The sequence below is a fragment of the Brevibacillus ginsengisoli genome, from assembly GCF_050113715.1.
Taxonomy (GTDB): Bacteria; Bacillota; Bacilli; order Brevibacillales; family Brevibacillaceae; genus Brevibacillus_H; species Brevibacillus_H ginsengisoli.
This window is the reverse complement of the sequence record NZ_JBNJQR010000004.1, coordinates 271,296-296,941: the sequence shown is the minus strand read 5'-3', so window position 1 is coordinate 296,941 and position 25,646 is coordinate 271,296. Positions and strand designations below refer to the sequence as shown.

At 44.3% G+C, this 25,646-nt stretch carries 25 protein-coding genes; 12 read left to right on the top strand and 13 right to left on the bottom strand.

Annotation, left to right across the window (positions count from 1 at the left end):
• Positions 1 to 5: 5 nt before the first annotated feature.
• Complete coding sequence (locus ACQCN2_RS10825) at positions 6 to 500, bottom strand: cytochrome c3 family protein (protein WP_426928919.1); 495 nt, start codon at positions 498 to 500, stop codon at positions 6 to 8.
• Between the two features lie 231 nt (positions 501 to 731).
• Here ACQCN2_RS10825 and ACQCN2_RS10820 point away from each other — a divergent pair, with 231 nt between their 5' ends.
• The 10 genes from ACQCN2_RS10820 (at position 732) to ACQCN2_RS10775 (ending at position 9,187) form a co-directional block, all read left to right on the top strand.
• A complete protein-coding gene (locus tag ACQCN2_RS10820; protein ID WP_426928918.1) occupies positions 732 to 1,184 on the top strand; it encodes a cytochrome c maturation protein CcmE in 453 nt (150 codons plus the stop codon).
• 26 nt (positions 1,185 to 1,210) lie between these two features.
• Positions 1,211 to 3,277: a heme lyase CcmF/NrfE family subunit gene (locus ACQCN2_RS10815; RefSeq protein ID WP_426928917.1), complete on the top strand. Its 2,067-nt coding sequence runs from the start codon at positions 1,211 to 1,213 to the stop codon at positions 3,275 to 3,277.
• Entirely contained in the window at positions 3,274 to 4,242 is a 969-nt protein-coding gene (locus tag ACQCN2_RS10810; protein ID WP_426928916.1) for a hypothetical protein, read from the top strand. The genes ACQCN2_RS10815 and ACQCN2_RS10810 overlap by 4 nt, the downstream gene beginning before the upstream one ends.
• A complete protein-coding gene (gene ccmA, locus ACQCN2_RS10805; RefSeq protein WP_426928915.1) occupies positions 4,239 to 4,943 on the top strand; it encodes a heme ABC exporter ATP-binding protein CcmA in 705 nt (234 codons plus the stop codon). Before ACQCN2_RS10810 ends, ccmA begins: the two co-directional genes overlap by 4 nt.
• Positions 4,940 to 5,620, top strand: a complete 681-nt coding sequence (locus tag ACQCN2_RS10800) for a heme exporter protein CcmB (protein ID WP_426928914.1) — start codon at positions 4,940 to 4,942, stop codon at positions 5,618 to 5,620. Before ccmA ends, ACQCN2_RS10800 begins: the two co-directional genes overlap by 4 nt.
• A 2-nt stretch (positions 5,621 to 5,622) precedes the next feature.
• The gene (locus ACQCN2_RS10795; protein WP_426928913.1) at positions 5,623 to 6,336 is read left to right on the top strand and encodes a cytochrome c biogenesis protein; all 714 of its coding nucleotides are present in this window, start codon (positions 5,623 to 5,625) and stop codon (positions 6,334 to 6,336) included.
• A gap of 32 nt (positions 6,337 to 6,368) precedes the next feature.
• Positions 6,369 to 6,497 (top strand): CcmD family protein, encoded by a 129-nt coding sequence (locus ACQCN2_RS10790; RefSeq protein WP_426928912.1) that lies wholly within the window; start codon positions 6,369 to 6,371, stop codon positions 6,495 to 6,497.
• A gap of 14 nt (positions 6,498 to 6,511) precedes the next feature.
• Positions 6,512 to 7,015 (top strand): TlpA family protein disulfide reductase, encoded by a 504-nt coding sequence (locus ACQCN2_RS10785; protein ID WP_426928911.1) that lies wholly within the window; start codon positions 6,512 to 6,514, stop codon positions 7,013 to 7,015.
• A gap of 103 nt (positions 7,016 to 7,118) precedes the next feature.
• Positions 7,119 to 7,631: a ferritin gene (locus ACQCN2_RS10780; protein WP_426929052.1), complete on the top strand. Its 513-nt coding sequence runs from the start codon at positions 7,119 to 7,121 to the stop codon at positions 7,629 to 7,631.
• A gap of 200 nt (positions 7,632 to 7,831) precedes the next feature.
• Positions 7,832 to 9,187 (top strand): MATE family efflux transporter, encoded by a 1,356-nt coding sequence (locus ACQCN2_RS10775; RefSeq protein ID WP_426928910.1) that lies wholly within the window; start codon positions 7,832 to 7,834, stop codon positions 9,185 to 9,187.
• Here ACQCN2_RS10775 and ACQCN2_RS10770 read toward each other — a convergent pair.
• From ACQCN2_RS10770 to ACQCN2_RS10750, 5 genes are all read right to left on the bottom strand, one after another.
• Complete coding sequence (locus ACQCN2_RS10770) at positions 9,184 to 9,441, bottom strand: HPr family phosphocarrier protein (RefSeq protein ID WP_426928909.1); 258 nt, start codon at positions 9,439 to 9,441, stop codon at positions 9,184 to 9,186. The genes ACQCN2_RS10775 and ACQCN2_RS10770 overlap by 4 nt on opposite strands.
• 186 nt (positions 9,442 to 9,627) lie before the next feature.
• The gene (gene glcT, locus ACQCN2_RS10765) at positions 9,628 to 10,482 is read right to left on the bottom strand and encodes a glucose PTS transporter transcription antiterminator GlcT (protein ID WP_426928908.1); all 855 of its coding nucleotides are present in this window, start codon (positions 10,480 to 10,482) and stop codon (positions 9,628 to 9,630) included.
• Positions 10,483 to 10,613: 131 nt separating this feature from the next.
• Positions 10,614 to 12,959: an RNA polymerase recycling motor HelD gene (helD, locus tag ACQCN2_RS10760; RefSeq protein ID WP_426928907.1), complete on the bottom strand. Its 2,346-nt coding sequence runs from the start codon at positions 12,957 to 12,959 to the stop codon at positions 10,614 to 10,616.
• A gap of 474 nt (positions 12,960 to 13,433) precedes the next feature.
• On the bottom strand, positions 13,434 to 14,120 hold the full coding sequence (locus ACQCN2_RS10755; protein ID WP_426928906.1) for a CidB/LrgB family autolysis modulator: 687 nt from the start codon (positions 14,118 to 14,120) through the stop codon (positions 13,434 to 13,436).
• Complete coding sequence (locus tag ACQCN2_RS10750) at positions 14,117 to 14,533, bottom strand: CidA/LrgA family holin-like protein (RefSeq protein ID WP_426928905.1); 417 nt, start codon at positions 14,531 to 14,533, stop codon at positions 14,117 to 14,119. Before ACQCN2_RS10750 ends, ACQCN2_RS10755 begins: the two co-directional genes overlap by 4 nt.
• A gap of 81 nt (positions 14,534 to 14,614) precedes the next feature.
• On the opposite strand from ACQCN2_RS10750, the gene cidR reads away from it, so the two are divergent.
• Positions 14,615 to 15,529, top strand: coding sequence for a cidABC operon transcriptional activator CidR (cidR, locus tag ACQCN2_RS10745; RefSeq protein WP_426928904.1), 915 nt, complete (start codon positions 14,615 to 14,617; stop codon positions 15,527 to 15,529).
• A gap of 73 nt (positions 15,530 to 15,602) precedes the next feature.
• Here cidR and ACQCN2_RS10740 read toward each other — a convergent pair whose 3' ends face one another.
• Positions 15,603 to 17,771 carry a sensor histidine kinase gene (locus ACQCN2_RS10740; protein WP_426928903.1) on the bottom strand — a complete coding sequence of 723 codons (2,169 nt, stop codon included), beginning with the start codon at positions 17,769 to 17,771 and terminating at the stop codon, positions 15,603 to 15,605.
• Entirely contained in the window at positions 17,749 to 18,441 is a 693-nt protein-coding gene (locus ACQCN2_RS10735; protein WP_426928902.1) for a response regulator transcription factor, read from the bottom strand. Before ACQCN2_RS10735 ends, ACQCN2_RS10740 begins: the two co-directional genes overlap by 23 nt.
• A 300-nt stretch (positions 18,442 to 18,741) precedes the next feature.
• Between ACQCN2_RS10735 and ACQCN2_RS10730 the strand changes: the two genes are divergently transcribed.
• Positions 18,742 to 19,713, top strand: coding sequence for an NAD(P)H-dependent flavin oxidoreductase (locus ACQCN2_RS10730; RefSeq protein ID WP_426929051.1), 972 nt, complete (start codon positions 18,742 to 18,744; stop codon positions 19,711 to 19,713).
• Positions 19,714 to 19,784: 71 nt separating this feature from the next.
• Here the strand turns inward: ACQCN2_RS10730 and ACQCN2_RS10725 are convergent, their stop codons facing one another.
• The 5 genes from ACQCN2_RS10725 to ACQCN2_RS10705 form a co-directional block, all read right to left on the bottom strand.
• Entirely contained in the window at positions 19,785 to 20,027 is a 243-nt protein-coding gene (locus ACQCN2_RS10725) for a YiaA/YiaB family inner membrane protein (protein ID WP_426928901.1), read from the bottom strand.
• Between the two features lie 13 nt (positions 20,028 to 20,040).
• Positions 20,041 to 21,267 (bottom strand): lysophospholipid transporter LplT, encoded by a 1,227-nt coding sequence (gene lplT, locus ACQCN2_RS10720; protein WP_426928900.1) that lies wholly within the window; start codon positions 21,265 to 21,267, stop codon positions 20,041 to 20,043.
• A gap of 5 nt (positions 21,268 to 21,272) precedes the next feature.
• Entirely contained in the window at positions 21,273 to 23,378 is a 2,106-nt protein-coding gene (locus tag ACQCN2_RS10715) for an AMP-binding protein (RefSeq protein ID WP_426928899.1), read from the bottom strand.
• A gap of 115 nt (positions 23,379 to 23,493) precedes the next feature.
• Positions 23,494 to 24,132 (bottom strand): response regulator, encoded by a 639-nt coding sequence (locus tag ACQCN2_RS10710; protein WP_426928898.1) that lies wholly within the window; start codon positions 24,130 to 24,132, stop codon positions 23,494 to 23,496.
• A gap of 20 nt (positions 24,133 to 24,152) precedes the next feature.
• On the bottom strand, positions 24,153 to 25,523 hold the full coding sequence (locus tag ACQCN2_RS10705) for a sensor histidine kinase (protein ID WP_426928897.1): 1,371 nt from the start codon (positions 25,521 to 25,523) through the stop codon (positions 24,153 to 24,155).
• Positions 25,524 to 25,646 lie beyond the last annotated feature (123 nt).

The following is a 25,646-nucleotide window of genomic DNA, read 5'->3' as shown; positions in this document are numbered from 1 at the left end:
AACACTTATTGTTTATGTGCGGGGACATCTTTGTTTTCCATCTGCAATCGCCCTGTGTTATGCGGCAAATCCCTATGACAGCTAATGCAGCTAGCACCTGTATCATGGTTGATCTTTGAAACTGTACTACTGTGGCAATCAATACAACGTTGTTGGATTACTTTTTTGGATGAATCGTTCGCAACAAAATCGGCTGGCAGCTTATCATCAAACGTGTTGTGATAAATGTGAGAAATACCTGATTTCGCCTTGTATACGACTTTGTTTACAGCATCGTGCGGCACGTGGCAATCACCACAAGATAAGTTTTTATGCGTAGATTTCGCTAATGAGTCTCCGACGTCTTTCATGACATGGCAGCTTGTACAAAACTCCTTAGAGCTTGTAGCGGCCATTCCCTGGTCGTAAGCAACATAGACCAACCCAAATACCAGTAATCCAATCACTAAATATTTGTTTCTCAGAATTGTACCAAGCTTTTCCTTCCAGCGACCACTCATATATCCCCCTCCTTTCCTTTTTTATCAGACATACTGTTGCATCTTAAATTATAGTTGTTCGATCATCTAATGTTTATGGAGAGAAAATGGAGAATTTTAGTCAACTTTCCAAACTTTCTCCTAAAAGTGATTATCTTCACATCATGTGTATTTTTGCTCACGTAACGTAGGTATGTGATAAGAATTACTTCCTGTCTTATATGAACAGTTGTGAAGGGGGAGCTATCGTGTATGAATAAGAACAAAAAGGTGTATGTAGGAGGTATTATCATTGCCGCATCCATCGTCTCTCTGCTAATTGCAGCTACTCCTGGGGCTAGCGGGGCGGAGGCAACGGTTAGTCAATTAGTAAGCAACCCTTCCAAATATAGTGGGAGTTATGTGACAACCCAAGGGAATCTTATTGCCAAATCAATTAAATGGAATGCTGATAAAATTGAACTTCAATTCGATATTCAAGATGAACAGGGAAATAAATTTCATGTGACCCATCATGGTGTCAAACCTGATAATTTTACCGATCAAATTATCGTTGTGGTAGACGGAACGATGACGACAGATGGTCAGTTTACGGCCGAGCATGTAAAAACACGTTGTCCGTCCAAGTATGAAGGCCAAGATCCCAAGAGTTATGATCCCGAGCTTCATAAGAAATTGAACCAGTCGCAATCTTCGGGAAAATAGTCGGAAGCAGAGAGGATTGATTCTTCATGTATTGGATAGGGAACGGGGTTATATATGCAGCCTTAGGGTTTGCTGTGTACGCATTTGTCGCATCAGTTATCGGTATCCGAAAGAAGGACGCTGTACATAAGCATGCCAGAATAGCGACGATGGGTATGTTTGCTTCTACCGCAGTGGCTATCGGAATCATGTTGTATTTATTGGGAAGCAGTCAATTCCAGTACGAGTATGTCAGCCATTATACGAACGCAGATTTACCGATGATGTATAAGCTTTCTGCTTTGTGGGCTGGTAATGCGGGCTCCTTATTGCTGTGGACTTTTTTGTTAGCGCTTTATACGACAGTCGTCTTCTGCGGTAAAAAGCTAAAAGATCATCCAGTCGTGCCTTATGCCACAGCCATTCTGCTTGTAAATAGCATTTTCTTCTTGTTTATGCTTGGCTTCATTACAAGACCATTCGCTCTGCTGGATAAGGTACCGGTAGACGGTTCCGGTCTGAATCCGCTGCTGCAAAATCCCGGAATGGTGATCCATCCGGTTACCTTGTACTTGGGATATGTGGGTATGGCGATTCCTTTCGCTTTTGGAATGGGTTCTCTTTTGATGAAAAGTGTGAAGTCTGAGTGGATTCAGATGACGCGCAGGTGGACGCTTGCGGCGTGGTTATTCCTCACCTTGGGGAACATTCTAGGTGGACAATGGGCCTATGTGGAGCTTGGGTGGGGTGGTTATTGGGCCTGGGACGCAGTAGAGAACGCGTCGTTTATGCCTTGGTTGACCGCAACGGCATTCATGCACTCGGTAATGGTACAAGAGCGCAAAAACATGCTCCGTGTCTGGAACCTTTCATTAATTACCGTAACTTATGCCTTAACTCTGTTTGGTACATATATTGCGCGAAGCGGTGTGCTCACGTCTGTTCATGCGTTTCCGAACTCAAGCTTGGGCAATTACTTCCTGGTTTTTATGGGACTTGCTATCATTTTCGCGGTTTACATGATGATGAACCGTATCAACGTGTTGAAAGGCGGAGCGGGTCAATTCCACTCCTATCTATCCAAAGAGAGCAGTTTTCTTGTAAACAATCTTCTGTTGGTAGGCGCAGCGATTGCCGTGCTCTGGGGGACAGTCTTTCCGCTCACCTCTGAATTCTTGACAGGCAATAAAATAACGTTGGATACGTCGTTTTTTAATACTGTTGAAGCTCCCATTCTTTTGGGATTAATGGCGTTGATGTCCGTATGTCCGTTACTTGCCTGGAACAGTGGAAATAACCGGAAAATCCGGCGCTCCCTGATACTTACGGCGGTTGTTAGTACTGTCATTGGTGTCCTGTTGTATGTGTACGGTATTCGCCAGTTGTACCCATTGTTTGCGGATCTTGTGGTGATCTTTATGATCAGTAATCACGGTGTCGCTTTCTATCAAGATGCCAAATCGAGACAGCAATCAACAGGGGAAGCATTCGTCCGTTCACTTGGTGTAATGATCAACAAAAATCGTCGTCGTTATGGCGGGTATATCGTTCACCTAGGAATTGCTGCAATGGCGCTTGGGATCATTGGTTCAAGCAATTTCTCCGTTCAAACGATGCAGACAATCGAAATCGGCAAATCCATTACAATTAACGACTACACGCTTACTTATGAGAATTTGCGTGAGAAGCCAGTTGGGCACCAGGATGTAGTGTTTGCTGATATGACTGTGACGAAGAACAATGAACCAATTGGGACGGTGCAGCCAGAAGTTGTTTTTTATGACAATTGGGAACAGCCTTCCACTGAGGTGGCGCTCCTTAGCTTCTGGAAAGAGGATTTATATGTTGTGTTGAGCGCTTGGGAACCAGATGGCAAAGCCACCTTCACGATCAAGGTAAACCCGATGATGAATTGGTTATGGATCGGGGGAATTATCGTGACGATAGGTACCTTGTTTGCGATGTCTGCATCATACCGGTCAACACCGAATAGACCTCAAGACAAAGGAAAAGTGCAGCGTACGGATTCAGAAGATTTCCTGAAACAAATTCAATTGGAAATAGAGCAAGAGCTGGAGAAGAAGCGAGAGGCTCAGAGGGAGGTATCACCATGAGACGAATATGGATTGCTTTAATGGCCTGTCTATTCATTTTCCCACCCTTTCTTGTATCAGCCGCCCCTGTTTCTCCTGTGAAAACAGAGATGAACTACTGTATAATTCGACCTTTCCAAGATGGGGTCGAGGTTGTTAGCATGGTTAGTTTTCGCAATACGGGAACAGAACAGCTTAAAGCGGACGCAGACGGGCACGTGCTTACGCTTCATCTTCCCATAGGCGCGGAACATATCATGCTATTTGATGAAAAGGATAAGTCAGTCATTGTCGATAAAGAAACCATTTATACGACGAAACCCATACAGGCGGGACAAATTATCGACCTTCCGTACTCATTTCGTTTGGCTGGCACAGGTACTGGAAAGCTAACATTGCCTTTCAACTACCCATCTGATGAGGTTCACGTTCTGATCCCCGATAAGCGAGGCGACATCAACATTGAGAATGCGGGGAATTCGCAGAAGAGTACATTCTCGTTTAATGGTCAGGATTACATAGGATACACCTTAAAAGATCAGCAAGCCAGACAACCGATTACGATTAGCTATTCAATGGCGACGAATCCTGAAGGGGAGAAGGAGCATATTACCACACCAACGGAGCAATCAGCGTGGCTCCGGATGTATGAGCAAACCCCGCTTCGAACCATTCCGCCGCGTATCTTCGTGGCGATTGCGGCATCCCTGATCGTCATGTCGCTTATCTTTGCTTTCTCTAAATGGCAGAAGAAGCGGAAAGCTACCCATCATACGGAAGAAGAATTTTATGAACAGGGACTCCTCGACAAGCAATCAATCCTTATGGACAAGATCATTGAATTAGAAAAGTCTTATCAAGAAAATAAAATTTCAGAAGATGAATTCACCAAGAGACGAGAAGCGTACAAACAAGTTCTCGTCCAATTAAAGCAAAGCTTGCGGGAACAAGCGGATACCCCATCGACAGGACAAAAAATGCTATGATTCAAGTCCATTCAATAACCAAAACAGTTGGGGATAAGGCCATTTTGCGCGGGGTCACGTTTAAGATCGAGCGCGGGGAATCAGTGGCTGTGTTGGGCTCTAACGGAGTAGGCAAGAGCACCTTGCTTCGATTGCTCTCCTTACTGACCAAGCCCACTTCGGGAGAAATCGAACTGATGGGGGTAAACACCAAAAAAAGTCCGGATCAATTGAAGGCCAAAATAGGGTTCGTATCTCACAACAGCATGCTGTACGACCACTTCTCCCCGATGGAGAATTTGATCTTTCACGGTAAATTATACGGGGTGTCAGATTGTGAAGCCAAAGCGAAACGAATGCTAGATGAAGTAGGAATGAGGAAGTTTATGCATGAGCCGGTTCGTTCATTCTCTCGGGGAATGTTGCAAAGAACCTCCATCGCCAAAGCACTGCTGGCCTCACCAGAAATTCTATTGCTGGATGAACCGCATACGGGTTTGGATCAGCAGGCAGTCGTCACTTTGAATCAGGTAATGGCCAGGCTAAAGAATGAGGGGACAACCTGTATGATGGTTACCCATGATTTCGTTCAGGCTGCCGCGGTGTGTGATCGGGCTTTGATCATGAGCCAGGGTATAATTAGCGATGACTTTTACCTTGAGGAGAAGGATCAGGCTGCCTTAGCGCAAAAATACGGGAAGCGGGTGGCGATCAATCCATGAATCTTTGGAAAGCTGCGCTTTTGATCGCGGGGAAGGATTTATATACCGAATGGAAGACACGGCAGACCATTTCAACGATGCTGATCTTCTCAGGGTTAGTCATCGTGGTGTTCAGCTTTGCGTTTGACCCGACCAACCTGGTAGTGAAAAACGTCATTCCTGGGATCATCTGGGCATTGATCGTCTTTTCCGGCATTCTCGGTTTAAACCGGTCCTTCCTATCCGAAATGAAGAATGACAATCTGCATGCGCTGATCATGTCTCCGATTGATCCTTCCGGCATATACGTCGGGAAGGTGCTGGCCAATCTGGTGAATCTCATCATCATTGAGATCGTAACGATTCCGCTTGTGTTTATCTTGTTTGATTTTCGTTGGTCTACGGATTGGGTGCTCTTTATCTGCATTTTATTGTCGGGGAGTTTCGGTTTTATTGCGATCGGCACGTTTCTCGCCGCATTATCTTCCCATTCCCGGAGCAGCGAAATGCTTTTGCCCATCCTTTTGTTTCCGGTCGTGAGTCCAGTGCTTCTCGCTGCCGTGCAAGCAACCAAAATTCTGTTGGCATCATCAGGGGACATGGCCAATGTATTATCATGGCTGCAACTCATCGCAGTGTATGACGTGATTATTTTTACGGCCTGTTTCTTGTTGTTCGAATACGTGTTGGAGGTATAACCATGAATACTCATTCGCGGTTTGGGCTTTACCAAACGCTTACAGTCCTCTCGATTCCGCTCGTTATCATAGCGTTGTACCTGGCACTCATTTGGTCACCCATTGAGGTCAGAATGGGAGTCGTACAAAAAATCTTCTATTTTCACGTGGGATCTGCGTGGAATGCGTTTCTTGCATTTCTAGTTGTATGTGTGTGCAGTGTATTGTTTCTGAAGACTCGAAAGCGTTCCTATGACATCGTAGCAGGTGTATCCGCCGAAATCGGTGTGCTTTTTACGACGATCGTATTGATTACAGGACCGATCTGGGGACGTTCCGCTTGGAATACATGGTGGTCTTGGGAACCGCGCCTGACAACAACGCTCATCCTCTGGTTCATCTATGTCGCTTATTTAATGGTCCGCAAGATGGAGGGTACATGGGAGAAGAAGGCTCGACTTGCTGCCGTATTCGGCATTGTGGGTTTTCTTGATGTACCGATTGTGTTCATGGCGATTCGCTGGTGGAGAACCAAGTTTCATCCCGTTGTGTTTGGGAACGGAGTGAACCAAACTGGCGGCGGTATCGAGCCAAGCATGCTGTTTACTCTGCTTTTCTGTGTTGTCACAATGACTGTCGTTTATGTTGTGTTCCTGCAAAAAGGAATCGTTCTGGAGAAGATGAAAATTCAATTAGCCAAGTGTAAAGAGATTTCTCAGGAAAAAATGACCTCGTAGATAAGATCTGCACGAAAAAGGAGAGGGAATACATGGGGTACTTATTTGCAGCCTACAGTGTCATCTGGGTATTGCTTGCAGGATACATTCTGTTGATTGGTAAGCGCCAACGACAATTGCAAAAAGAGATTGAGATGTTGGAAGAATGGAATAAACAATAGCGGAGGAATAATTCATGGGTACTCGAAATATTGCGAAGCCGCTGTTGTTTTTTCTGGCCATTGGTATTGCCGTGCTTGTAGCGTTCAGTACGAGGGAAAATATGACGAGGGCAGTTCCAGGTGAACCAGGATACGTGTTTCAATTAGAAGGGCTAGATGGGAAGGTTCAATCTCTGGCAGACTACAAAGGGAACGTGGTAGTCGTTAACTTTTTTACGACATGGTGTGAACCCTGCATTCAAGAAACTCCGGAGCTAGAGAAGTTCGGGAAGTCAGATAAGGCCAAACTGCTCTTAATCAACAGGGGAGAAGCCAAGGAACAAGTCATTGCCTTTCAAAAGAAGTTTAATACTCACTCCACTTATCTTTTTGACACAGATGACAAAGTATCCAAACGTTATCAGGTAAGCGGACAGCCTGAAACCTTCATTCTTGATAAGGCTGGTGTGATACGAGAGCATTTGATTGGACCGACGACAAGCAAGGTGCTGGAAGAGAAAGTGGAAAAGTATCAATAAAGGAAAATTACCAAACTGCTCACATCTACAAACTGGTTACACTATGTTCGACATGGTACAATATGTTGAAATCAAGAGGACATAGATAAAGGGCGTGTGGATGATGCTAAGTCAACAATTGCTGGACAAGCTAAACGATCAAATGAATTATGAGTTTTATTCCTCTCAAGTATATCTGGCAATGGCGGCGTATTGTTCGTCAGAAAGCTACGATGGATTTGCCAACTTCTTTATTGTACAAGCAGAAGAAGAGAAGTTTCACGCGATGAAAATTTTTAATTTCATTAACCGCATGGGGAAACGCGCGCTCGTCAGCGGTATGGAAAATCCGGTGAACGAATACAGCTCTATTTTGGATGCGTTTGAACATGGATATGAGCATGAAAAAACGGTTACGCAACGTATCTACGATTTGTCGGATGCGGCCTTAAGTGAACGTGAGCATGCTACGATCAATTTCCTTAAATGGTTCATCGATGAGCAGGTGGAGGAAGAGTCCACTTTTGATACGATCATTCAAAAGCTAAGAAGAATTGATCATGACAGCAACGCGTTCTACATGCTCGATGCTGAATTGGCAACACGCGTGTTTACTCCTCCCGCTGACAACGCATAACTGCAATAAAGGATATGAAGAAAGCACTGGACTGTAAGAGGTTCAGTGCTTTTTGGTAGATAGTAATTTATAAAAATTCCTATCTACATAAGTGCAACTAAGCTTCGCCTGCACCAAATGCTTGGCGACAGCCAAGTTTTCTAATGTTATAATGGTTCCTTGAATGATGAAGACGAACATTCAAGGATGGATAATGGATTATGTATGAAACCCATTCAATTCAAGAAAAAATACGCCAGTTGCTCTCTGTTTTATTGCCAATTCTCATTTCTCAACTTGCCCTTTTTTCGATGACTTTTTTTGATACCGTCATGTCTGGCCATGCAAGCCCGACCGATTTGGCTGGAGTGGCGATCGGGGCAAGTCTTTGGGTTCCGATTCAAGCTGGTTTGACAGGGATTCTAATGGCCGTCACTCCGACAGTAGCCCAGATGGTTGGGGCCAAGCGCAAGGATCAAGTGCCGTTTACTGTGATTCAAGCGCTGTATTTGGCCGTAGCGATAGCCATTACGGTGATGATCATTGGAGGCTTGGCGCTTGAGCCAATTTTGCAAATGATGAAGCTAGAGCCCCATGTAAGAGAAATCGCCAGAGACTTCTTGCATGCTCTGGCGATTGGGATTATTCCGCTTTTTATTTATACGGTCATTCGGTGTTTCATTGACGCGTTGGGTCAGACAAGGGTAACGATGGTGATTACCTTGATTTCTTTACCAATTAACGTGTTCCTGAATTATTTGCTCATCTTCGGGAATATGGGGATGCCACGTCTGGGCGGTGTCGGAGCCGGGTATGCTTCCGCGATCACGTATTGGTGTATTACCTTAATCAGTTTGTTTGTGGTTCAACGAGTCCAACCATTCGTTGACTTTGGAATTTTCCGCAAGTTTTATCGCATTTCCTTTGCTGGTTGGAAAGAGCTGCTCTCACTGGGAGTGCCAATTGGTTTCTCCATATTCTTTGAAGTCAGTATCTTTGCGGCTGTCACCTTGTTGATGAGCGAATTTAATACGATTACCATCGCAGCCCACCAGGCGGCCATGAATTTTGCTTCGTTTATCTATATGGTTCCGTTGAGCATTTCCATGGCCTTAACGATTGTGGTTGGGTTCGAGGTGGGAGCCAAAAGGTTCAAGGACGCTCGCCAGTACAGCTACTTAGGAATCGGAATTGCCGTATGCTTAGCTATGTTATGCGCAATTGGATTGCTGCTCTTTAGCAAACAGGTTGCTGGGTTCTATACGAGCGACATGGAGGTATTGGAGCTAACTCAGCATTTCCTGTTGTATTCGATTCTATTTTTATTGTCAGATGCGGTTGGAGCACCCATCCAAGGAATACTTCGCGGGTACAAGGACGTGAGAGTAACCTTTTTGGTGGCACTTGTCTCTTACTGGGTCATTGGCCTGCCAGTCGGGTATTTATTCGCGAATTACACGTCTTATTCCGCGTTTGGTTATTGGATTGGTTTAATTTTGGGCCTTGCCGCTGGAGCTGTGTTTCTGTTCGGAAGATTATTGTCGCTTCAGCGGAAGAAGCTGAAGGCTGCGCCCTAGTCTTCGATGGCCTCAATGACTTCTCCGAGGGCTTGAATGGCTTGAGCAGCTTGATCACCTTGAGCAATGACTTTCAATTCATCCCCTTTTCTTGCGGCTAAAGACATGATTCCCATGATGCTTTTGGCATTCACTTTCTTGCCTTTCGTTTCAATGTGAATTTCGCAAGGGAAAGTGTTTGCCACTTGCACGAGTCTGGTTGCTGGTCGAGCATGAATACCTGATTCGCTTTTTACCGTAAATACTTGTTCCATTATGAGATTCCTCCCCTACGTTATTGGTTCAAGCCGGTTGTTGCTTGTATGTCTTGCAGCAGCTTGTCCTTAGAAAGTTGTTTTGAGATGCAAAAAAGGCATGAGTAACCGAACTGGCGGGATTCTGGAATTCCACCGGTTAGCAATTACTCATGCCTAATCGTATCAGTCACATGGTAGCAATTTTTACTTTGAGTGGTGCCGCAATCGTTGAATATGCAGTGTTAAATAGCTAACCTCTGCTTCCGGTATGTTCATTCGAAGTTCATTTTGCATGATTTTTACAAGTTTCCAACTGAGATTGTAGCATAGAGGATATTCCTTTTGCAATAAAGCGCTTAGTGGATGATTCTCCCCCAAACCCTGCTGTTTTTCTGCTCGATCAATGGCAAAACGCAGATGAGTTACCAGCCTTGCGTAGTCGGTTGATGATTTGTCAATTTGGGTGGAGAGTTCTTCTTCGATCAGTTCAATCAAGGTGGCAATTAATTGCGAGTAACGATTCATCGTTGTGATGCTTTGGTTGGTTTGAGCGCTTCTCAGGTGGAGGGTTATAAAGCAGAGTTCATCCTCTGGGATGTCGATATTCAACCTGATTTTCATTAAAGGGACAACAGATTGGGCAATAGAGAATTCGGCCGGATACAGGCTTTTTACCTCATGTGCAAATGGATTATGGATCAGAATCCCCTGCTGTAATCGTTTAATCGCAAAGGATAAGTGATCAATAAACGAGAGGATAAAGCGATCTGGTAAATTCTTTTGGAGAGTTTGTTCGACGTGTCGGATGTATTCATTAATAGCACTCAAGACCTCATCGTCTGTTTCGGTCAAAAGTCTAAGAATCGCTTCGCGGTTGCTTGCGGATGATAGAATAAAGATTTTTTCGATGGCCTCGGAATGAGGGATAATATCGTTCTTAGTGCGTGAAAAACCGATGCCTTTTCCTAACAGGATCACTTCCTGTTCCCGTTCATCAAAAGCTAAAACCGCATTATTGCTAATTATCTTCTTGATCTTATAACATCTGTTTTTTTCCATGCGGATCACCTTATCTCTTTATCGGGATGACAGGACAATTGTTATAGGACAACAACGATTTCATAAGAAACAATATCATCTTGACGTAAGAAATACTAGAGTATTTTTTCTTCGACAGATGAAGCGTTTAGCTAGCAAGTCGTCAGCACATAGGTGTCCGGATCAAGTGCCGAGATAAACGGACTGATGTCGTCACTGCTGAAGACATGCAGTTCATGCATGGCGCGAGTGCAAGCCGTGTAAAACAGCTTCCGTTCATGTTCTCTTCCATATACTTGTTCCGAAGCGTCGTAAATGATCACCCCGTCAAACTCTACTCCCTTGGCAAGATAGGTAGGAATCACCACGATACCGGGTTCAAAGGAAACGGTCTCTTTTCCGATCAGTCGCAGCGGGAAGTAGTCTTTTAACTCCTCGTAGGCTTGCTGGCTTTCCTGTGCGGTTTTGCAGATAATCGCAATGGTTCGATAGCCTGATTGTTGAAGCGTCTGGATACGTTCGTTAATTTGGGCCGCAAGAGCTGACGGATCTGGGACAAGAGCGACGGTCGGTTTAACCCCATTGCGATTGAATGGGACTATTGTAGAGCCTCCCTCGATCAAGCCTCGCGTAAATTCAACAATCTGTCGGGTAGAACGGTAGCTTTGATTCAGGACGACCACTTCCGTTGAGGTGGGTTCGCCTAATGAAGCGAAATGAGTGAGATCCGCTTGCACATTGGCATGAGCGAAAATCGCCTGGTTAAAGTCTCCGAGCAGCGTCATCTTGCTGTTAGGGAACAGCTTCTTCAGAAAAGCAAATTGAAAAGGAGAGTAATCCTGAGCTTCATCGATAAACACGTGTTTGACGGAATGGTTGGTCTTGAAGCCTTCAATTCTTTCTTTAAGGTAGAGATAAGGAGTGGCATCCTCATAGGCTAACAGATTACGATTCAGGTTCTCCAAGGTCTGGTCACAAATCTCTTTCCAGAGTGAAGGCAGGTGATCTCCTTCATCACTATAAAAATCGTCTGTATTCGTGAACATCTGTCGATAGATCGCTGGAATATCTATAAAATCAAGGCGTTTCACACTTGCTCTTAGCGGATTGAAATGCTTTTCGACGACCATCGACGACAGCAGCTTTTGCTCAAGAGCAAAATCATCGAATGTAATTCCATCGTGACGCTTTCTTTTACGAAGCTCTTGATATACTTCATGAAAATCATCCTGATCCATCAGTTCGACCTCATCTTCCACCCATGGCTTTTTGCGTTCCAGGCGGGAGAGCTCCTTTAGCTCAGTCAGCAGCCATTTGACAACCAACTGCATTCGATTCGATATCGGGATGGACGTGTCGTACGAGTAGAATTGCTCATGGATACGCTGTGCGGAAACAAGCGTTTGTTCTCGAAACATCAAATCCTTGAAGATCAACTCTTTTTGAGCGAGAGATTCCAAGTATCGTTCCATCATGTTCAAGAAGTCGAGGGAGGCTTTATAAGCAATCCCATTCATTCTCGCCGGATAGCCAGATTTATTCATAGTAGTATGCGTATATTCCAATTGATTAAACGGATCCTCGACCTCAAATCCCCTTCCGATGCGAAGCTCCAGATACTCTTGAAAAGTGGTTTGCAGCATATTTTCTTCACCAAGCTCAGGGAGGACAGTGGAGACATAGCTGTTAAAGAGTGGATTGGGAGAAAAGAGAACGATTTGATCAGAACGCAAGGTTTCTCGATAGCGGTAAAGAAGATAAGCGATCCGTTGCAGGGCTGACGATGTTTTTCCGCTGCCAGCCGCACCCTGTACGATTAATAGTCGACTGCGTTCGTTACGGATAATTTGGTTTTGTTCCTTTTGGATGGTGGCCACAATGCTTTTCATTTGGGTATCGGCCTGGTTGCCAAGAACCTCTTGCAATAGTTCATCACCAATCGTTACCCCGGTGTCAAACATACCGCGTATCTTGCCATCGCGAATGATATATTGCCGTTTCAACTCAATCTCGCCTGATATGATACCATCGGGTGTCAGGTACTGCGCTTTCCCGGGAGGATAGTCGTAATACATACTGGCTACAGGAGCCCGCCAGTCGTAAACGAGAAAGTTCATTTCACTTTCATCGAGAAGGGAAGCGATTCCAAGGTAAATGGGATCGGTTTCATGTCCCTCACGAAAATCAATCCGTCCAAAATAAGGGGACTGTTTCAAGCGAATTAGAGTTTTCAGCTGGTTCTGCGAGTGTCGGTGACTGCGTTCTCTTTCGGACAGAACCTCGGCCTGCTGACGCAAACTGGCGTAGGTTTCGGCTGCCTCATGGTGGTCGTCGAAGTTGACGGTTACGTCTTCCCAGAAGTTTTTGCGGATATCCACGATATCAGCTTTTATTACGCCGACCTGCTCTTCCAGAGAAGAGACACGTTCTTCAATGATGTGGACCACTTGATCAACCCGACGTTGCTCATCCTGCCATTCTTGTTCAGGTGTTTTCATGGGATCGCTCCTTTGTTTGGAAAAATTCCAGTTCCAACAGGTTTGACAAACTATAATCTTTGTGATAACATTAAAGTAGAGAAAATGTATGCTGATACAGATATGGTTGACATCACTCTTTATTTTATCATGGACGCCTAATGAATTCAATACATACAAAAGGAGACGCTATGTGCGCCTCCTTTTTTGATAATGTCGGAATGTTTAATTGCTTTACAGAGGTAAAGTGATTAAACATTCCTTCCACTCGCGTGAGCCCACCAAGAAAAGATTTCGTCCGCTTTTAGTCTCCTTGGAAGTGATACCAAGCGAATGAACGGAGAGAGGGATAAGAGTCGCCACCTAACCCCATTAGGGGCGCGAAGCGTTTGGCGACTCCCTCTCGTAGTGAAGGAGCGGACTTAACCACTTCGTTGCGAGCTTCCATAGAGCGAAAAGGGACGAAGTCTTTTCTTCGTTTCATGGATGCAATTGTTAGATGGATGTAAGTAAGGGCATGATGAATGGTGCGATGAATAAGGTAATCAACGCGGTCAGAATCATACATACACTGGAGATGGTGCCTGAGATCGAGCTAAATTCAAACGCTTTGGATGTACCAGCGTTATGTGCGCTTGTTCCTAGGACGACACCGCGAGCAATCTCATTTTTTATCCGCAAACGCCGGATAATTACGGGACCAATGATGGTACCAAGCAATCCTGTTATGATGACAAATATCGCTGTAATCGAAGGGATCCCGCCAATGTTCTGAGAAACTTCCATCGCAATGGGAGTCGTAACAGAGCGGGGAGCCAAACTATCGACCATGCTAGTATTCAGGTGGAACCATTCGGCGAATAAAGCAGAAGAAACAATAGCCATAATCGAACCTAAGAGTACGCTGGCCACAACCTCGGTCGCGTGCTTTTTTAGTACCGCAAAGTTTTTATACAACGGAATCGCGAATGCAATCGTGGCGGGCTGCAGCATATCCGTTAACCATTTGGCTCCAGAGTAATAGTTTTCGTAGGGAGTGTGTGTCCCAACCAAAATGGCGACCAATAAAATCGGTGTAACCAAAAGAGGTGACAAGAACATAAGCGGCTTGCGCTGGTACACCCATTTGGCCGCCCAATAGGTAGCGATTGTTAATAAAAGACAAAAAATAGCGAGTATCACGATGTTTTTCGTTCCCTTCTTCTTGCGAGTGCTTGAGCAAATAATCCAGTAAAGGCCATGACGGTAACCATGCTCAAGATCACGACAAGCAATATACGAACCCCACTGTCATACAGAATGTTGGTGTATTGAATGATTCCGGCTGCAGAGGGAATAAAGAACAGCAACAATTCAGCCAGGAGCAGATTGGCTCCAAGCTCTACCCACTCAAGTCGTATCAATTTCAGCTGAAGTAATAAAAACATCAAGATAAACCCTAAAATACTACCGGGAATATGTAGATGAGTCACCTCAACAAACTTGTTCATGACATAGGCAATAATAACAAAAATAGAAACCTGCCCGATTACTTTCGCTAATCGAATCACTTGTAACTCCTCCTCATAGAGGAAGTGTACATCATGAGCTTTCATAGGTAAAATGAATATATGGAATAGTTTTCATTGATGTTGTCTATCTAAAGAGAATAGGATGGTACGAACGGAGGAACTGAGATGGACATCCGACATCTGCAGTATTTTTTGGAGGTAGCCCGGTGGAAGAGCTTCACCAAGGCTGCGCAATCCCTCTATATCACACAGCCAACCATAAGCAAGATGATCAAGAATCTGGAAGAGGATATGGGCGTCGTATTATTTGAACGCTTGGGGAAGCGCGTGGAGCTGACGGATGCCGGCCAAATTATCTTTGATCAGGTCCAAAGCATCGTCAAGTCCTTTCAAAACCTTACATCGGAGCTGGATGATCTAATGAACCTGCGTCGCGGCAGCATTCGCATCGGGTTGCCGCCCATGGTTGGATCCAGCTTTTTTCCAAAAGTAATAGGTGAGTATCGCAGTCAGTATCCGGGAATTACCGTTCATTTAGTGGAGGACGGAGCTAAAAAGATAGAAGCTGACGTCGGAAGCGGCATCCTTGATATTGGTGTCGTTCTATTGCCAACCAATGAAGAGAGGTTTCACACCTTTACGCTTGTAAAAGATCACTTAATGCTGATTGTTAACCCTTCTCATCCGTTCGCAGAAAGAAAAGAGGTATCTCTGCCAGAGCTTGCGCAAGATGCCTTTGTCATGTTCCGCGAGGATTTTGCCCTGCACGATATCATCATCAAAGCGTGTTTGCGTGCCGGATTCCAACCGGAAGTGATCTATGAAAGCTCACAATGGGATTTTATCCGGGAGATGGTTGCGATTAACCTAGGTGTTGGACTGCTGCCCAAGAGAATCTGTCAGGAGCTGGATACGACCCGTGTAAGAGTGATTCCGCTAAGCCAACCGATCATTCCATGGCATCTGGCGATCATTTGGAGAAAGGACCGTTACCTCTCGTTTGCGGCAAGAGAATGGATCCGGATTACGCAAATGTTGTTAGCAGCAAAAGAAGAAGATCAGCCAAGCCTTCCCAATTAAAAAAGAAACCGCGTTTAAGCTGATTCGACGCGGTTTTTTGTATATGCTGTTTTCTTACGAGAATCGTATGGAATCATTTTTGGAACTCTGCGATCGCTTTGAAATGATCGCCTTCTACCTCGATCCGAAGGTCTCCCCCTTGAAGCTCCATAATGCTTTTGGCAATCGCCAGTCCGAGTCCGGAGCCTTCTGTATGACGGGACTGATCTCCACGTTTAAACCGCTCGAAGATTTCTTCTTCATCGAAATCAAGCTCATAGGCGGAAGTATTTAGAACCGAGAGAATAACCTTATCCACTTGTTCAGTAATCGTAATATAGACCCGCGAATGGGGGAGAGAATATTTCAACGCATTACTAATGAGATTTTCAAGCACTCTCCAAGTTTTTTTGCCATCCAGACGCGCGAATATCTTGGGGCTTTCTGTTTTTACTCGGAAGGTTAAAGTTGAACTGTTAATTTTATCGTCATATTCGGCCAAGGCTTGTGTTAGAAGAGCCGCCAAATCAACGTTTTCTATATCTAGCTCGACAGCACCGCTCGCCATTTTGGACGCCTCGAAGAGATCATCAATCAGAATTTGAAGCCGCTGTGTTTTTCGATCCAGCACTTCTACGTACTTCTTGGTATCTTCTGATGTTAACTCATCTCGTTTCAAGAGATTCACATAATTAATGATGGAGGTTAATGGTGTTTTCAGATCGTGAGAAACATTGGTGATCAACTCCGACTTAAGTCGTTCGCTCTTCATCTGACTCTCTAACGATTTCTTGAATCCCTGTTTCATGTTGTTGATATTATCAGCGAGAGAGGAGAGATTTCCCGTCACTTCTTGAGCGATCACATAGTTTAGGTTGCCAGAGGCGATCTCTTCAGTACCTTGCAGAATTTTGTTCATTGAACCGATTCGCTTGAGGATATACGGAACCACCAGGACGAAATAAAACAGCGAATATCCGAAAGTAAGAATCATTAGTTCACCAGAGTTTGGATGAAGAAATAAACCTCCGATAAACACTCCGTAGAGTCCGGTAAGAGCAAGGACAGTTGCGACCTTAAACAGAATACTTTTCACGAGAAAACTTTCCTTTACCAAGCGGATGAAGGTCGAAATAAAACTTCTGTTCCATTCGTTGATGAATGCTTCCTTACTGCGGAAGAGAGGGAGAACTTCTTTAAGATTCAAAAGCAAGTAAGCAAGCAGCAGAGAAGTGAAGCTTAAGATTATCACTTGAGCTAAATCAAACGATGTATAGAAGAATGTCACAACAAGGGTAAAGAAAAGCAAGAGTAAGCTGACAAACAGGAACAGACCTGCACGGATATCGATCGGGATTCGTTTTATGACGGTTGAGCAATAGGTAACCACCGGTTGATCGATCCATCCTTGTTTCCTAGCGTATATCAAGAGCAGGATTCCACTCAGTAATGTGACTAGCCCAAGGCCAAATTCTTTTATAAGGCGTTCGCGAATGCTAAGGTAATATTGATAATCTACGTGAACCTGGCTGTAGCCTGACACCTCTTTGGGTATAATCAGATAACCTTCCCAATTGTTTTTCTCGAAATGATCCGATACTGTCCCCCAGAAGAAATCATCTGAGTTGCGTAAGGGGAGTTTTACGCTGTAAAGTGCGTTGTTTTGCAAATAGGCTTGATCCGGTTCATTTGGCATATTCGAAAAGACTTGTTTGGACTGGTTATCCGTAATGAAATACTTGAATGAACCGTCTCTTCGTATGAGCGAGTCTTTTATATCTCCATACTTCTGATCCTTCACTGACACAATCTTCTGGATCGTTTGCTCGAAATTATTTTCCATTTCTTGTTTGGCATCAGCAAGGTTTTTTTCCTTTTGGGACTGTAATAGAGCAACAAGTTTGGTGTCATGGTTGTTGGTTGCTGCTTGGATTTTTTGATTAAACTCCGTTTGGATTTCGAATTCTTTTGCCTGACGAGCCGTTTCAAACTGTTGCTGCAAGGAGGTAAATTGCTTGCGACCAACTTTATCGACGAGAGTTAAATGATCATAATCGTTATATTTTTTGTAGTAGGACTCTACAATCAGAAAAGATGTTTCAAGCTGGTTCTCAAAAGCATAGCTCTTAAAATAGTAATTCGTGTCCAAATACTCTTTGTGTGTAGTGAAATCCACCGCAGCAAGCACGGTAACTCCGAATAAGTAAACCGCGAGTATCACCGACAGAACTGGCAGATATTTATTTTTCAATTTTGTATCCAATTCCCCACACCACCTTCAGATATCTCGGTTCTTTCGGGTTGAACTCGATTTTCTCACGGATTCTTCTTACGTGAACCGCTACCGTATTTTCGGCATTGTATGAAGGGTCCTTCCATATACGCTCGTATATCTCTTCGATCGAAAAAACTCGTCCCTTATTTTCCATGAGAAGTTCTAATATTTTGTACTCCGTCGCCGTTAAGCGAACTTCTTCTTCGTCTACTGTTACGGTTTTGGTTGCTTTGTTTAAGGTAAGTCCTCTCACTTGAATCTCATCAGCGTTCACTTTGTAATTTCCCAGATTGGTGTACCTTCGAAGTTGTGATTTCACCCGTGCGATCAGTTCAAGCGGATTGAACGGCTTCGTTATGTAATCATCTGCTCCTACATTTAGCCCCAATATCTTGTCCGTGTCTTCTGTTTTGGCGGACAGCATGATAATTGGGATGTTACGGCTTTCTCTGATTTTAAAGGTGGCCTTGATCCCGTCCATCTGCGGCATCATGATATCCAGAATGATCAGATGAACTTCTTTCTGCTCCAGAATGGATAACGCTTCAAGACCGTTCTGTGCTTGATATACGGTAATCCCTTCATTTTTCAAATAAATTTCGATGGCCTCTCTAATTTCTACCTCATCATCTACGACCAACACATTGTGCTGCGACATAATAAACCTCACTTTCCTGACCTCTGAATCCTTTTTATATATTAAAGGGTACTTTTTACAAAACCATTACTAAAAGTCTTACAAATTTCTTAAGATCGTTCAATATTGTTTTTGACAGATACGTCCAGTATGTAAAAATATTCACGATTGAACAGTATTTGTGATTTTTGTCATACGAGAACACGCCCCGCTTTGGCATACTGAAATAGTCCCGCAAAACGGGAATGAGTACTGATCCCTTCAGGACATTTTTTTCTGGATAGGGATTTGCCATATATACAACGAAATGGGGTATTGACGTTGGGACTTCCGCAACTAAAAATTGCACATATGTTACCCAAGATTCCGATTATGCAAGGCGGTATGGGAGTAGGCATCTCACTTAGCGGTCTCGCTTCTGCTGTAGCCAATGCAGGCGGAATCGGAATTATTTCAGGAACGGGTATTTCGCTAGATGAAATGAGAGACCACATTCGCAAAACCAAAGAAGCGATCAAAGATAATATCGGATACGTGGGAGTTAATGTGCTCTTCACGATGAAGGATTTCGCCGAAAAGATGAAAACGGCGATGGAGGAAAAGGTAGACTTCATTATCTCTGGGGCCGGAATCTCTCGAGATATGTACGCATGGGGAAGGGAATACGATGTACCTGTTATCTCAATTGTCTCTTCTGCTAAATTAGCAAAGATTTCCGAAAAATTAGGAGCAGCAGCTGTCGTCGTGGAAGGTTTTGAGGCAGGCGGTCACCTTGGAACGGACAGGCCGTTGTTTGATATTCTGCCAGAGGTTGTCGAAGCTGTTTCGATCCCGGTAATTGCAGCCGGCGGTATTATGACCGGTGAAGATATCGCCAAAGCGATGAGAATGGGTGCTTCCGGCGTTCAAATGGGGACTCGTTTTGTAGCAAGCGAAGAATGCGATGCGCCTCTAGCATTTAAGCAGAAGTACGTGGAAGCCCAACAAGGAGATACCGTCCTTATCAAAACGACCGTAGGATTACAAGGACGCGCGATCAAAAACAACTTTACAGAGCGTATCTCTGGTGACGATAAACTAAAAATTGAGAAGTGTAATGACTGCTTAAAAAACTGTTCCTACCGATTCTGCACACTTGATTCACTTCTTCGATCAGTTGGCGGAGATGTTGAGGATGGGTTGGTATTTGCAGGGGCGCGCGTGCATGAAATTAAAGAAATTCTACCTGTGCAGCAAATCATCGATAATATTATCGGAGAATACCGACAAGCCGTAAATCAAGGAATTAGCTAGAGATCAAACAAAAGGCTGTCTCACGATGAGTGAGGCAGCCTTCGTCTTTAGCTGGGCATAAACTATGTGTTCTATAAATCCTGATCCATTTTGGAAGGAGACGGGCCGAATTTTTCATCGTCTTCCTGATTGTCGCGAATGGTTTTTTGTAAAACGAAGCAAGACATAATGAGGAAAAACGTAGTAACGGCATAATATCCTTTAACCGGAAGGCTTGCTTCCAAAGTGTAAATCCCAATGAACATCGCCAAAGTTGAGGCAACGAACGAGGCCCAAGCCATAAAGGTGAATGCTTGCGTATTTCTTCTTTTCATAAGACACAACTCCTTAATTTGATGAGAGAGTAGAAGTGGCTTCAAGAATGTGTTTTTTCTTGTACGTTAGATAAAACAAGAAGACCAACAGAATGATTCCTTGAGTGATAATAGCGCCCGATACAGATAATCCCATATAGACGATGATATAGTATACACCTGAACCGATTAGCATCAATAAATTCTCGATGAAGTTTTGTACGGCAATGGTTTTGCCTGAACCAACCATTTCTTTTCCTTCTTCTTGGAGGATCGTATTCATTGGGACGATAAAGACTCCGCCCATAAACCCTACTACTAACAAGAAGGCAATAGCAATCGCCGTATAATGGAACCATGGAAAGAGGACAATCAGGCCAAACATGAAATAGCCATATAATGCTGAACGGTAAAACTGCTTGAGTGGGATTAATTTGGTCGAGCAGAGCGCACCAACGATAATCCCGATAGAAACTGTGGCAAGGATGAGTGAAACTGAGAAATCTTTGGGATTGAAACCCAATGAAGCAGGGATCCAAGCGAGAATCGCTATTCGTAATACAGCTGAGCTCATCCAGAACGAACCGGTCCCAATTAAGGAGAAGTTGGTTGATGGTTTATGAAGCAGCAGTTGGACGTTGCGCGCGAAGTTACGCGCTTCGATACGGTATTTAATCGCTGAATTGGCTTGAATCCGAGGAATTGCAAAGGTCATGCACACGGATAGTAGATACAACCCCAGACAAATTAAAGATGAGATCAAGGTAGTTGTAGCTGAAGCAATCGCTCCACCGCCGCCGATACCCATCAGAATCGCAATGATGGTGTAGGACTCAATCCGCGCGTTCGCCTGAAACAATTCCGTCTCGTTCTTGGTTAGTTCCGGTAAAATCCCATACTTAGCGGGTGAGTAAACCACTGCTCCCACGCCAACGGTGAAGTAACTAAGCATGAGTAACAAGATGTTGGAATGATCAATGACAAGCAACAATAGGACGCCGACCGCCTTGATCAGATTGCCGATGACGAGCACAGTTGATTTGGGATTCTTATCAGCAAAAGCCCCCACAAGCGGTGCGAGAATAATATACGGTAGAAAAAAGGCCATGGTTACCAAAGCAAGCATCACTGGAGAGAAGCCGTTCTCGGTTAATAGATTGGCGATGACGAACAAGATCATATTGTCTGCAAAAGCAGATAAGAACTGTGTGAAATATAGGGCCTGCAACGGTTTCAACCATGGATTAGCTGGGCTGCTCATGAAGCTCACTCCCCTTTTTCAGCTATTTGCTTCAGGCTGACGTAATCTGTTTTTCCTGTTCCCAAGAGCGGTAATTGATCAATGAATTTGATAGATGATGGAAGCAGAAGCGGGGAATATCCCTGACCTGTGAGATAGGCCCGTAAACGATCTAGACGTACTTCAGAATCTGTTGTGTATAATAGAACTTTTTCGCCTTTGCGAGCATCACTTATAGCGGTTGAAGCAAATTCCGAATGACCAAAGCATTGAGTTGCCAGATCTTCCACCTGATTAAGAGAGACCATCTCTCCACCGATTTTGGCGAAACGTTTGAGTCGTGATTTGATTGTCAGGAATCCGGCTGAATCTCTCTCGACCAGATCGCCTGTCGCGTACCATTCCTCTGCCGGAACAAAGCCACGGCCATGGATCAAATACCCTTTCATCACATTAGGTCCTTGGACGAATAATTGACCGCCCCCATCAATTCCTTCAACCTGTTCCAACTTACATGCGATTCCCGGCAGCAGACGGCCCACGGAACCTTTTTTATTTGCCAAAGGAGTATTAAGCGAAAGGATGGGAGATGTTTCGGTTGCCCCGTAACCTTCGAAAATACGTACTCCGAATTTATCCTGCCACAATTGTCTTACGTCGTCCTTTAGCTTCTCCGCACCAGCAAAGACATATCGCAAAGAGTAAAAATCGTAAGGATGAGCATGCTTGCCGTAGCCAGCCAAAAATGTTGAGGTTCCAAACAGCATGGTAATGTTCTGGTCATAACAGAGTTCAGAGATCACTTTGTAGTGCAAGGGAGTTGGATACAGAAAGACGGACATCCCAGTTAACACAGGAAGGAGAGATCCGGCAGTCAGACCGAAGCTGTGAAACATCGGTAATGCGTTCAACATCTTGTCACGTGAAGTAAAATCAATGGCGCTTCTGGCTTGCTGAATGTTGGCGTAAAGGTTCTCGTGTGTCAGGACAACGCCCTTGGGTTTGCTTTCACTGCCTGACGTAAACAGGACGAGTTCGTTATTCATCGCTTGCGACTTGCTGCCTGTCATATATAGGCTAAGAGACGAGAGCTTCTCGGATAATGTAACGGACTCACGGATATCTTCCAGATAGAGGATGGTGGCATTCTTTTCTAGTCCGGCAATCAGATGATCCAGCTTCCCTTTTTCAATAAACTGGCGTGAAGTAAGGATCGTTTGAATTTCTGCGGTTTCACAACAGTCGCGCAGTGTCTGTACACCAAGCGAGAAGTTCAAGATGGCTGGTTTCGTTCCATTGCGGAACAGAGCGAACAAGGTAGCGACATGGGCAATCGAGTTGGGCAAGAGAACCCCGACCGTTTGATTGGCTGTCAGGATGGAACGGAATTTGGTGGAGAGCACGTAGCTGGCAATCAACAGTTTCTTGTACGTCACGGCTGCTGTGATATCCTTGGCAATCTCGAAGCTTTGCCCATGCGTACGTGCTGCATCAAGTAATTCATTGAATAAATTAACTTGCGGCTTCATGCGGGCTTGAAACAATTCTTTTTGAAAAGTCTGTAAAATAAAGTCGCTTGCTTGCGCCTTTTGTTCACGCATGGATACATTTTCTTTTCTTTCGATTTGGAAGGGAGTTCCCACTGTTAAGGTCACTTTGGGGAACCAGGACAGCTTGATTTTGCCTTTAAGATAAGATAACGGGGTACGCTCTAAGCCTTGAATGATAATGGGATAAATGCTGACTCGGGTACGCATCGCAATATAACCGACGCCACTGTAAATCTTCATCAACCCGCCAGTTGTTGTAATTCGACCTTCCGGAAAAATCACGAGTGAATCTCCATTATTGATTGTCCGAATCATCTGACGAATGGAATAAGGATTAAGGGGATCAACCGTGATATGTTTACGGAAGCGCAGGAAGAAAGCGAAGCGTTTGGCAATTCCGGTATTGGCTACAAACGTTACCGAATTGGGCAAGAATAAAAGCAACACGACGGCATCCAGTAAAGATACGTGATTCGGAGCGATAATCATTGGTTTGGAGAAATCAATGCTCCGTAATCCGCGTACCTCGACGCGAAAGCAGATTTGGAAGAAAGCTTTTAGAATGAAGGTAATAATGAACATATAAATTCACACCTTTACACAAGGACTACTTACTAAAGTTAATTGTAAGGCTCCGATATTTTTAAAAAAGTACCAAGTTTTCTTAGTACCTGTGATGGGGGCCCCAAGAAAGGGGTTAGAACAGCTTCTTTTTCTTGGCTTTGGCTGCTGCTTCCTTACTAGACTTGGTACCCATTTTTTTTAGGATGCGATTGATGTGATTTTTGATGGTTCGTTTGGCGATGTGGAGCGTCTGCTCAATTTGGGATTGTGTTTGTCCTTGGTGGATGAGGTGAAGAATTTCTTTTTCGGATGGGGAGAGGAGCTTGCTGTCCTCTTCCTGTTTGAGGCGCATGAATTCCAAACGCAAAGCGGCTGCTGCTGTTGGATGGATCGCTGAATGTTCCCGGTAGGCGGAACGAATCGCATCCGGTATTTCCTTGAAGTTCAGTTTGCTGATGAAGTTGACGGCACCAGCTGAGAACGACTCGATGATGATTTCTTGATCGGTTAGCGAGGTCAGCATGATGATTTTGCTTCCAGGTTTGATCTGCGTAAGGTCAATCGCGAGATCGATGCCATCCAGGTTGTTTTCCGAAAGGTTGATGTCTAATAAGACAACATCAAAATCCAGCTGCTCTAGCATGCGAGCGGCATCTGTGGGATTGTCCGCCATTCCAATCACCGTCAGATCAGGCTCCTTGTTCACGTAGTCTACCAGGCCTTTGCGCCAGACTACGTCATCTTCCACAATAACGATACGGATGGGGTCCATTGGCTTGCTCCTTAGAAAGATTATTCGATGATAAGACGTTTCATCGGGAAGAATAGATAAACGGTTGTACCCTCGTTCTTTACACTATGAATTTCGAGCGATCCCTGATGTTTTTGCATGACGTTGTAGCAATAGGTCAAGCCGAGCCCGAAGTTCTTCCCTTGCTGTTTTTTCGTGGAAAAGAACGGATCTAGCACATAAGGCAGATTCTCTTTGGCGATTCCTGAACCGTTGTCAGCAACGGAGAGAATGAGTTGTTTGCGAGACGGATAGGCTGAAAGAGTGATGGAACCACCTGATTTCATCGCTTCCATCGAATTCATACAAAGATTGGTGAGCACTTCCCGAATATGTACAGGGTCACATCGCAACATGAAGCTGTCGCTCAAATTGGAAGTGAGATTGATTTGATAACGCTCGGTATATGGTTTAAGGTCGTGAGCTACCCGATCGATGATTTCTGAAAGAGAGACGACTGATTCTTTGAGGACAATATCTTGAATCTGCCCTTGAATACGATTCACCATGGCTAAAATATTTTGTGTAGATTGCAGCAGAATTTGCATGTCTTCCCGCATTTCTGCTTGTTTGGATTCATCGGCATAGGATTGAATACGGTCTGCAAACAGTGTGATTTTGCCTAATTCGTTCTTGATGGTGTGGTTGATAATAGAAGTACCCGAGGTCATGGCTCGAAACGTGCTGTCCATCCGACGTTTCTCCAGCTTGAGTCTAACGCCTAACAAACCGTATTTCACGCTGATGATCACGAACAGAATGGATTGAATCCCGACGACAAGCGTGTTATATCGCCAAGCCTCGTAGTTGTCAAACAGGCGCATAATATAGAGAAACGTAAAGACAAGTGATAAGGGCAGAATCATCAAAATGTTGTTGAGGAGTCTGCTTCTTTTCAACAGCGGGTCCTTTTCGGTTCGATAAAGATAGATAAGCAGTGTACAAGAACAGAGAAAATACGGGATTACCCACGATATCATCAGCCAGTAGTTAAACTTCAAGGCTGGATAGATCGGGGATACAAGCAGCATCGCCAATAGCGGGAGTAGCGCCGCGTATTGAATCCTTGTTTGAATGCGCCGCGATAAAAAGTCACTGGAATGAATCGCAAACATCAAGAACGCGTATGGCAAACCTGTCTGACAGAGAAAGGAAGCACTGATGATCAGGATGAGGACGCATGTATTAAGAATTGGGTGTTGCGCAAAGTAGGTGTTATTCATATAAAATAACTGCTCAATTACTTCTGAGAAGAACCCTAATCCCCCGATTAATGCTGTTGCGCTTGCCCATCGCGTCGAAGTTCTTGTCGGATCTGTAAACAGAATCAGCAGCCCGAACACCCAAATAGCGAGTAAAGCGGTAACATACATAATTGATCTCCTGTAGGATATTTATAATTGTTGGCTTATTTCTATTCTTTAGTATAAATCAAGATAGAAGGCTACTTCCAATAAATGTTTGAAAAAGTAAGGACTGTTATAGCGAAACAATTA

Excerpts from the sequence above, each read along its gene's own strand:
- ACQCN2_RS10825 (WP_426928919.1), bottom strand. The coding sequence starts at position 500 with ATGAGTGGTCGCTGGAAGGAAAAGCTTGGTACAATTCTGAGAAACAAA.
- ACQCN2_RS10820 (WP_426928918.1), top strand. The coding sequence starts at position 732 with ATGAATAAGAACAAAAAGGTGTATGTAGGAGGTATTATCATTGCCGCA.
- ACQCN2_RS10815 (WP_426928917.1), top strand. The coding sequence starts at position 1,211 with ATGTATTGGATAGGGAACGGGGTTATATATGCAGCCTTAGGGTTTGCT.
- ACQCN2_RS10810 (WP_426928916.1), top strand. The coding sequence starts at position 3,274 with ATGAGACGAATATGGATTGCTTTAATGGCCTGTCTATTCATTTTCCCA.
- ccmA (WP_426928915.1), top strand. The coding sequence starts at position 4,239 with ATGATTCAAGTCCATTCAATAACCAAAACAGTTGGGGATAAGGCCATT.
- ACQCN2_RS10800 (WP_426928914.1), top strand. The coding sequence starts at position 4,940 with ATGAATCTTTGGAAAGCTGCGCTTTTGATCGCGGGGAAGGATTTATAT.
- ACQCN2_RS10795 (WP_426928913.1), top strand. The coding sequence starts at position 5,623 with ATGAATACTCATTCGCGGTTTGGGCTTTACCAAACGCTTACAGTCCTC.
- ACQCN2_RS10790 (WP_426928912.1), top strand. The coding sequence starts at position 6,369 with ATGGGGTACTTATTTGCAGCCTACAGTGTCATCTGGGTATTGCTTGCA.
- ACQCN2_RS10785 (WP_426928911.1), top strand. The coding sequence starts at position 6,512 with ATGGGTACTCGAAATATTGCGAAGCCGCTGTTGTTTTTTCTGGCCATT.
- ACQCN2_RS10780 (WP_426929052.1), top strand. The coding sequence starts at position 7,119 with ATGCTAAGTCAACAATTGCTGGACAAGCTAAACGATCAAATGAATTAT.
- ACQCN2_RS10775 (WP_426928910.1), top strand. The coding sequence starts at position 7,832 with ATGTATGAAACCCATTCAATTCAAGAAAAAATACGCCAGTTGCTCTCT.
- ACQCN2_RS10770 (WP_426928909.1), bottom strand. The coding sequence starts at position 9,441 with ATGGAACAAGTATTTACGGTAAAAAGCGAATCAGGTATTCATGCTCGA.
- glcT (WP_426928908.1), bottom strand. The coding sequence starts at position 10,482 with ATGGAAAAAAACAGATGTTATAAGATCAAGAAGATAATTAGCAATAAT.
- helD (WP_426928907.1), bottom strand. The coding sequence starts at position 12,959 with ATGAAAACACCTGAACAAGAATGGCAGGATGAGCAACGTCGGGTTGAT.
- ACQCN2_RS10750 (WP_426928905.1), bottom strand. The coding sequence starts at position 14,533 with ATGAAAGCTCATGATGTACACTTCCTCTATGAGGAGGAGTTACAAGTG.
- cidR (WP_426928904.1), top strand. The coding sequence starts at position 14,615 with ATGGACATCCGACATCTGCAGTATTTTTTGGAGGTAGCCCGGTGGAAG.
- ACQCN2_RS10735 (WP_426928902.1), bottom strand. The coding sequence starts at position 18,441 with ATGTCGCAGCACAATGTGTTGGTCGTAGATGATGAGGTAGAAATTAGA.
- ACQCN2_RS10725 (WP_426928901.1), bottom strand. The coding sequence starts at position 20,027 with ATGAAAAGAAGAAATACGCAAGCATTCACCTTTATGGCTTGGGCCTCG.
- lplT (WP_426928900.1), bottom strand. The coding sequence starts at position 21,267 with ATGAGCAGCCCAGCTAATCCATGGTTGAAACCGTTGCAGGCCCTATAT.
- ACQCN2_RS10715 (WP_426928899.1), bottom strand. The coding sequence starts at position 23,378 with ATGTTCATTATTACCTTCATTCTAAAAGCTTTCTTCCAAATCTGCTTT.
- ACQCN2_RS10710 (WP_426928898.1), bottom strand. The coding sequence starts at position 24,132 with ATGGACCCCATCCGTATCGTTATTGTGGAAGATGACGTAGTCTGGCGC.
- ACQCN2_RS10705 (WP_426928897.1), bottom strand. The coding sequence starts at position 25,523 with ATGTATGTTACCGCTTTACTCGCTATTTGGGTGTTCGGGCTGCTGATT.